Raw genomic sequence first — 8,040 nt, 5'->3', positions numbered from 1 at the left:
CTGCGTCGTTATAAAATCTCAATGTAGAACAACTATACTTCAATTTTATGCCTAGTATCTAAGTACAATTTGGCTTGCTGATTTTGCATATTGAAGTAACATGGGTATATATAAAGCACACATCATTTAACCCATTCGCAAGAGTTAACTAACACAGCCCGTCAACTATTCAGATATCATTTCTCAAGATAAATAATTAATAAGTCTGTAACAGCTGTATTGACTAATTTACGCGCCGAAGATAATAGCCGAGTCCAAAAATCATGATGATGCCCGCAAACTAATAGATCAACGTCCATTTCTTGAACTGTTGTTTTTAATTTCTCATTTAAATCACCTATTACAACCAAAGTATTTGCAACCGGATAATCCGCCTGTTCGGCTAATGCTTGCAACTCTTTTTGCAATATGGCTTGTTGTTCATCGAGCGGCACGTCCATCTCAACTTTTGGACTGATTCCCCCTATGCTACTAACATAATTAACATCAACAAAAATAAATGAAAGTTTAGAATTAGCGCCTCTAGCTAACGAGATTGCTTTATTGATCACTACTTCACTGGATTTAGATAAATCAACAGCGACTAATATATGTTTATAGCTCATTGTCTTCCTCCCGATTGGCTCTACCATTATTAATGCGTTTAAAATAAGTCTAGCACCAGTATTAAATCTTTCAGTTACACATAAGCTTTTAATGAGCTATCTCAGTGTATATTTGCAACAATAGAGCAAATACATTTATTGATTAAACAAAAAAATCCCCAGTCTTAAGAACTGCAGGAGCGTTCAAGTTTTCTTAAAAGCTCCTTAACCGATCTGCACTGTTGCGATGCAGGGCTTTTTAATGACCCTGCCACTTTTAAACCATGTGCTGAACAAGACGGATAAGACCTACATTCACACTCATGCGGAAAACTTAATGCGCAGGGCTCTGATTAAGTACCACGCATGGCTTGTTGAACAGGGGCTTGATTTGTCTGCTGAAAAACAAAATGCGGGGTGGGTGAATGTACACAACTAGACCACGCGAACATGCGGCGTATATCGCTAAGTTGCCAACGTTAGCAGAGCGACAAGAAGCGCTTAAATCTGTGCCTAAAGAGTATCTGGCAATGGTGAAAACGCATGTTCAGCTGATTTTTATGATGAGAAAGTCAAAGCGTTAAACGGATCCATTTAGAAGAGCTGAACGTTTGCAGTTGTAATTTTATTTGTGGGGAAAGGGAAGCATGGGACAGTTAGTTTCAAATAATACGGGATGGTTATTATCTCAGTGGGCTAAATGGGCAAAGCAGGGCAGTTGTTCGCCTGTTGGGTTTACCAGCCCGATGTTTCAGGATGTACTTTCAGAAGTGAAGAAACCCGATTTGTTGATCAGTGAAGAGGAGGCGATGTTGATTGATTCGATTATCGCCAAACTTAAAACACGTGATCGTGAAATGGCCAAAGCCCTGGTTGTTTTCTATTTTAGTGACGGTAACGCTTCCCATGTAGCCCGGGTATTATCGGCCGATGCAGAGCAAAAGATAAATCGTAAACGTGTTGATGTGTTAGTGAAAGCCGGCACTGCATGGGTAGATGCGGTTTTGTTTATCAGAGAGGTGGCTTAGTGTCACATATTTATAATGATGCGTTGCTTAATATTGCTTTTTGACTGTTTTTCTATACAGTTGTTTTTGTTGTGTACTGTGTTTTGTTGTTATTTTTGGGGAGTTTTAAATGAAAGCAAATGTTAACAATCTTGCATATATTGGTTCTAAGCCTGGTGTAAGTGCTCCAGAAAGAGATTCGGATGCATGGTTTACCCCTAAAAAATATACAGAAATGGTAAGAGAGGTACTTGGTGAAATTGATTTAGATCCGTTTTCTTCTGAGGTTGGCAATAACTATGTACAAGCCACTCGGTATATTACGGTAGAGGAAGATGCTTTTGAACAGTTTTGGTTTGAAGATAAGGGCTCTGTTTTTATGAATCCTCCTTATGGCCGGGGTTTAGTAAATAGGGCTATCGCTGCTTTTATTAATTATTGGAAAGAACAAAATATCACTGAAGCTATTGTGTTAGTTAATAATGCGACTGAAACACAGTGGTTTCAAACTGCATTAAAAGAGTCAGCTGCTATATGTTTACCTAGTGGGCGCATTGCTTTTGAAAACAATGATGGCAAGAATGTTTCAGGTAACACTCGAGGACAAGTATTTTTATATTTTGGGTCAAATAAATCTCATTTTATAGACGTATTTAACAGGATTGGGGTTTGCTTAGTGCCATAATTGATTTTTAATCAGCATATTAAGTGAGAAAAAATGAACGGCAATCAATATTCAACTTGGGTCGGTCAATATATTAAAAATAACTTTGGTGATCGCGGAATTCAGGTCTACCAAGAAATTTATATGGGTAAGAGTATTATCGGTAAGAACCGTCGTGTTGATCTCCTTGTCGTTAATGAAGCACTAAATATTGCTGTACCGTTAGAATGTAAGTATCAGTCAGTGTCTGGTACTGTTGATGAAAAAGTACCTTATACATTACAAGATGCGAAGGCAATGCAAATGGATGCCTATGTTGTATATGGTGGTGCTGGCTTTTCTAAAGGTATTACTCATATGCTTGAAGCCAGTGAGCTAGCCTGCCATGCCGAGCCTAAAAATGAAAATGCTAATGATTTTAATCGAACGAAGAATACTAGAGAGTTAGATCAGATACTGGCAATGAAGTTTTCTTGGTGGGATTTATTTACGAATGGGAAAGCCGCGATTTAAAGGTGAGCGAAAGAGTTTACCTCCCATGTGACCAGTGTATGTCTGCCGATGTAGCTTAGTGGTGAGTCGTCACCACATTTTGATTTAATAGCGTATACCATTCTGAATATCCTGCCCCTTTTGTTTGTTCCCTTCATCTTATCCGCGAACGTGTAATAGCGCGTAATAACCATATTTTAATAGCGGTCTATTATCATTAATAGTTACTGGCTAAATAAGAATGTAGATAGGTGGTTCTATGTTGCCTATCTCAAAAATCTATTTTATTTATTTGTCATGGAACATACTGATTTAAGAGGAAATATCAATATTTCGCTGATTAAATTAAATAAGATAGGTTGCACGTGTTCTCGTGCATAGTGCCATCTATAAAGTTGTTATGTGTCAGGAGGATAAAAATGCTGATCTACGCTCATTGGGTTTGGATAGGTCCTGAGTTACCTTACAGTAGACTCAAGTCGGTTAAAAAAATGATAAAACGACTAAATAGCATATCTGTTTTGGGTCATCCGGATATGCATTATACCGGATGTATTTGGTGGTTAAAGTTAGGAGGAAAAGCTATAGACGATGTTCCCCCAAGATTCAGGAAAGAATTTAAACCATGCAAATCTGTTAACAAACACTGCACTTTAACACCAAACTCTTCTTTAAGTCCGAACTTTGAGATCAATGCTGAATCCAAAGGGCCAAATATTGACATTCCGGTCGTCATGGTTACTGACTCTTCAGGACTCATGGAAAAGTTAGAAGAGTGGGGTAAATGGATTATTGATTTAGCAGCAGTTGGCTCCATAGCTGCTAAAATTGCCATATCTGACTACTTACGATTGCTGATTCTTAACGGTTTCGGAGGTCTTTATGTTGATTTTGATGCTGGTTTCAAACCAATGAGAAGACCGACAAGAGATGATGAAGAATATTTGTCCAATCAGGAATTTCGACACTGCATGTTCCCGAAGGGGATTACTTCGCATTATCGAGGCCAATTCATTGAAAATGATTACATTTTCGTGCCAAAAAGCGGAGGACTTGCACGCTTGATAAAAAAAATCGGTAACGTCAAGAGTTTACAAAGGCACGGCGTTGTTATTTTAAAGCAGATTGATTCACATATGGAGTTCAGAGTAAAAAATCTTCATACTATACGTGATAAAATTGACAGGAATAAGAGTTTAAAGGAGAGTCATTTACTAAAAGATAGGACCATGTTGGTAAATGTATGGGAAGAAATATGGGCAGATTTAGGATTTAGGGACTTTCAGGGATTTATTAAGCTTTGCCCGAATCAGACGCAATATACTAAACAACTGGCTCAACTTTTTACAAAGGTTTCCAATTTGAAAGCGCGGTATTCTTGGAGAGACCCAGGGTTTGATGTATACGATCAGGTTCTACAGTTGAAAAGTTTCGAAAATAGACGTGGGTATATGGCACTGAAAGGCTGTAGAGGAAATAAGAAAGACATTTACCTGCTTTATTGCCGAATCAAAAATATCAGTGCCCACAAAAGGACCGGTGAAGCCAAAGCTCTAAAAGCCCTTATCATTGCTTTGTATCCATCAGTACTTGATGACAATTAGTTCCAGAACACCAGAACACCAGAGCCCGGTGGCATCACCGATAACACTTGTAAAAAATGTTTACCCTTGAATTTCGTTCGATGTCACTATGTGGGAAATGAGGTCGGGAATTCCGAGGACAGAAGACTTAATTATAACAATAAAATACACCGGATAAACCGGTAATTTTATGTCATGCAGAGTCAGATCCATCAGGGGCAGGTCTTGCGTTTTGCCCTTTTACGCAAAACGCAAGATTTGTCCTCATTACTCTACACTTCAGATAGAAATTCACATTAAATATTAACTTCAAAACCGTGATATTACCGAGACAGTTTTTTCCGTTAATGTCTGGAAAGCCCAATCACACCGAGCCTTACAGCGTTTTTAAATATTTATCATAGAGGAACATATTTAACGATAAATATGGAGGGGATTACATGAAAGCTAACTCGCTATAAAGGGGCACAAAGCGAGATATATTATTTACTCTAATGTCGTGCCGTAATTTAATTTATCTGGCTCGATTCGGAAATTAGCGAACGTGGGAATTTTTGAGAATGGTCAAACTGTTCTCGGCGCACTGGCTGTCCTTGATTATTAAACACTGCGTCTACGCACAGGTATAATAGATATGAAGTAATTTATAAAAAATTTTACGTAATTATAGAGACAGCTATTCAATAATTTCATAGTCTAAATGCGCTAACCAACTGAAATTGAAATATAAAATATATACAATTTGTATTTATAGAGACCTATATAAATGCACATGTACAACTTTCCCACCCCAAAAAAATCACTATTTAATAAGTTTTGTGTGCCAACCAACTGTTTTTAATGATTGATATGGTCTAAGTTTTATCAAGCAAGCAGATTTTAAATGTGTATTAGTAAGAATGACGACTAATACTCTGTTAGCTCTGTATACCGAGAGAGAATGTGCAGTCAAAAAAGAGACAAGTAATTAACGACATCCTCCTTATTGGATTTTTTGTTATACAGATTTCCATATTTGGATGTAGCACTACAAGTGCATCTGATTTAAATCGACAGCAACGTATAGAAAAAAGCCCACAATGGAATGGTGAAACATTCCAAAATCCGGAACGGGTTCCAGATGTAGAATGGTGGCCAAGTCTGACGATGTTCTGGAACTACTTCTTCAATAAATCTGAAGGATTTATACCTGATTCCCAACTACCTGCTGAGCCATTTGATATTTCCCAGTGGAATGGACCGCGAGACTTACAATTCACCTGGCTGGGGCACACAACGTTCCTTATTAAGATTGATGACAAAGTAATCCTGACCGACCCCATGTTCTCACAACGAGCAGGTTCCTTTGGATGGTTGAGTCCAAAGCGATATTCAAAAACGCTTGTTTCAACAGACCTCCTACCAGAGGTCGATGTGGTATTGATTACTCATAATCATTCCGACCATCTGGACGAGGATTCAATTAAGGCGCTAATTCCTAAGACTAGACACTTCATCGTACCTCTGGCAGTTGGGGAATTGCTGGAAGAGTGGGGTGTACCTCACAAAAAGATATTCGAACTTGACTGGTGGCAGACAAAATCCATTGATGGTTTAACGATTACCGCAGCACCGGCCAAGCACACTTCCGAGCGTGGTGTTTTTGATAAAAACATGATGCTTTGGGGCTCCTATGGTATTAGAGGAAAGAAACTGAACCTATATCTTAGCGGAGACTCTGGTTGGTTTAAGGGACTCTACGAGATAGGTGAACGATTGGGGCCTTTCGATGTGTCCTTCTTTGAGATTGGAGCCTACAGTAATTTGAGAGGCCAGATGGAGGTCCATTACACCCCCGAACAGGCAGTAAGAGCACATCAGGCGGTAAGGGGTAAACTGATGGTGCCTAGCGGATGGGGCACGTTTGATCTAGGGCTGTTTCCTTGGTACGAACCAGTGGAGCGTTTTTTGATTGCAGCAAATCAAGCTAGTATTGATTATCTCACTCCAAAAATTGGCGAAGTCGTCCATCCTGGGCTGGTGGGTGGCCATGAGGTATGGTGGACGCCATATATCAATAAGACCAAGTAAACTAGTACACTTCCGTGATTGAACAAACTACAAAAAGATCTAACAAGGCCTTCCAGCGGACACACATCCACTATCGCGCCTGCTCCGCTGACAGCAACGTTAATATAGTTTCTTCCAAAATCTATTTCTACGTCGGTTTGGGGCGAAAGTGCCTTAGACTGAACCGTGACATTACCGAGATAGCTTTTTTAGCCGATGTTTGATGCACCCAATGGTGGTAGGGATTGCAGCGTTTTCAAATATTTATTATAGGTGAACATATTTAACGGTAAAAATGGAGGAATATTATATTGGGGGCGTTTGCGAGTTAGCCTTCTAAGGCGCTTCGAGGCACAAAATACCTTAGAATTTTGGGCTACTTATCTGTTGAAATGATTCAATTCAAGTTGCATTTTACAATCGAAAATACTCCCCTCTTCATCAAAACCATACCACCAGTTATGTTTACGATAAGTTAAGTCGTACGACTCTCGCATTAACCAAATAATTCAAAGTTAAAGACCTGACCTTGAGGGTTTTCTAAATAAAAAAGGGTTAAGACAATATCTTAACCCTTTTCTTCAAATTCAATATTCTGAATATCAATCTTAATGAGTCGTACTGCTCGTGCCATTACGCACTAAATCTTGGCCTGTTTGGAACACTTCTTCCGTAACCCAGCGTGATAATAATAATTGGTGCTTATCATCTAATACTGCGACAAAGCGACGACCATCTTTATTGCTTGTTGCCATTGCCACACCAGCTACATTTGTTAAACCTAAACCACCGTTTTCAACTGAAATTAAAAAGGTTTCTAACTCTTCTAGGTTTGTGATGATGTCTGCTTCTTTGTTCATGTGTTTAAATTCTCTTGCTGAACTAAATCGATAATCACGGAATGTTACGGTGTTTATCTTTCTAAGGCAACTTTCCACTTCAGTGTCGATGAAGTAATTAGTGCTATAGACATAAACAAACAGCCCTTATCTATATTGATAAGAGCTGTTTGTTTTATTTTTTGCTTAAAATCGGTAGCCAACGGTTAGTGATAGTTGATCCGTTTATTGATTATATACAAAAAGGTAGGACATCCACATGTTGAGTTGTTTAAAATCATTACGTTACGATTTCAAAACTATTGGGAGTCCCCACTTTTACCTTTGCTTTCAATAAACTTCAATACATTACCTAATTAGTACTTTGGAATAAAAAGCAGCAAGAAAGCTGGGCAGCCATTTTTTTCTATTTAGCTAAGCAAGTGAAATATAATTCATCAATCTCCGGTCTTATATTTATGTGGGTGATTGATTTTATTAAACACAGCTCAGGTATTGATGGAGATGTAATGAAGGAGACTATTTTGGACAACTGAGTAGCATCCGGACAAATAAAGATACGAGTAAGGAGTAACTAATGATGAATTATATAAAGAAACTATTTTCTGTAGTATTCGTAGTTCTAGTTGTTGCAATGTTCAGTGGGTGTGCGTCAACGTTATCACCTTCTGCTAGCGATTACCAAAGCTATGATAGGTATCAAGACCCTGCTAGGGGCTCGTAGATAAAAAAGTTAGACGATGAATAAGGCAACAAAAGCCCTGCTGGAATTATTGAGCAGGGCTTTTTTATTTTGTGTTTGTGGTAGCAAAAGCTGGGCAG

The 8,040-nt window shown here is 38.6% G+C and carries 8 protein-coding genes; 6 read left to right on the top strand and 2 right to left on the bottom strand.

The genetic code is table 11. The features are described 5' to 3' along the window. Positions 1-176: 176 nt before the first annotated feature. The gene (locus AC4GME_RS15565) at positions 177-605 is read right to left on the bottom strand and encodes a universal stress protein (RefSeq protein WP_490378722.1); all 429 of its coding nucleotides are present in this window, start codon (positions 603-605) and stop codon (positions 177-179) included. Between the two features lie 404 nt (positions 606-1,009). Between AC4GME_RS15565 and AC4GME_RS15560 the strand changes: the two genes are divergently transcribed. The 6 genes from AC4GME_RS15560 to AC4GME_RS15535 all read left to right on the top strand — a co-directional run bounded on the left by AC4GME_RS15560 (position 1,010) and on the right by AC4GME_RS15535 (position 6,400). Beyond that, positions 1,010-1,168, top strand: a complete 159-nt coding sequence (locus AC4GME_RS15560) for a hypothetical protein (protein ID WP_490378462.1) — start codon at positions 1,010-1,012, stop codon at positions 1,166-1,168. A 63-nt stretch (positions 1,169-1,231) separates the two neighbouring features. After that, positions 1,232-1,612, top strand: coding sequence for an antiterminator Q family protein (locus tag AC4GME_RS15555; protein WP_490378463.1), 381 nt, complete (start codon positions 1,232-1,234; stop codon positions 1,610-1,612). 109 nt (positions 1,613-1,721) lie between these two features. After that, on the top strand, positions 1,722-2,276 hold the full coding sequence (locus AC4GME_RS15550) for a DNA N-6-adenine-methyltransferase (RefSeq protein WP_490378464.1): 555 nt from the start codon (positions 1,722-1,724) through the stop codon (positions 2,274-2,276). 33 nt (positions 2,277-2,309) lie between these two features. Further along, positions 2,310-2,768, top strand: coding sequence for a PD-(D/E)XK nuclease superfamily protein (locus tag AC4GME_RS15545; RefSeq protein WP_490378465.1), 459 nt, complete (start codon positions 2,310-2,312; stop codon positions 2,766-2,768). A 398-nt stretch (positions 2,769-3,166) separates the two neighbouring features. Further along, positions 3,167-4,351, top strand: coding sequence for a glycosyltransferase (locus tag AC4GME_RS15540; protein ID WP_490378466.1), 1,185 nt, complete (start codon positions 3,167-3,169; stop codon positions 4,349-4,351). 921 nt (positions 4,352-5,272) lie between these two features. Next, positions 5,273-6,400: an MBL fold metallo-hydrolase gene (locus AC4GME_RS15535; RefSeq protein ID WP_490378795.1), complete on the top strand. Its 1,128-nt coding sequence runs from the start codon at positions 5,273-5,275 to the stop codon at positions 6,398-6,400. Positions 6,401-6,987: 587 nt separating this feature from the next. Here AC4GME_RS15535 and AC4GME_RS15530 read toward each other — a convergent pair. Then, complete coding sequence (locus AC4GME_RS15530; RefSeq protein WP_490379718.1) at positions 6,988-7,239, bottom strand: hypothetical protein; 252 nt, start codon at positions 7,237-7,239, stop codon at positions 6,988-6,990. Between the last annotated feature and the right edge of the window lie 801 nt (positions 7,240-8,040).

This window comes from Psychromonas sp., assembly GCF_983033635.1.
This window is presented reverse-complemented; position numbering and strand designations above follow the sequence as displayed.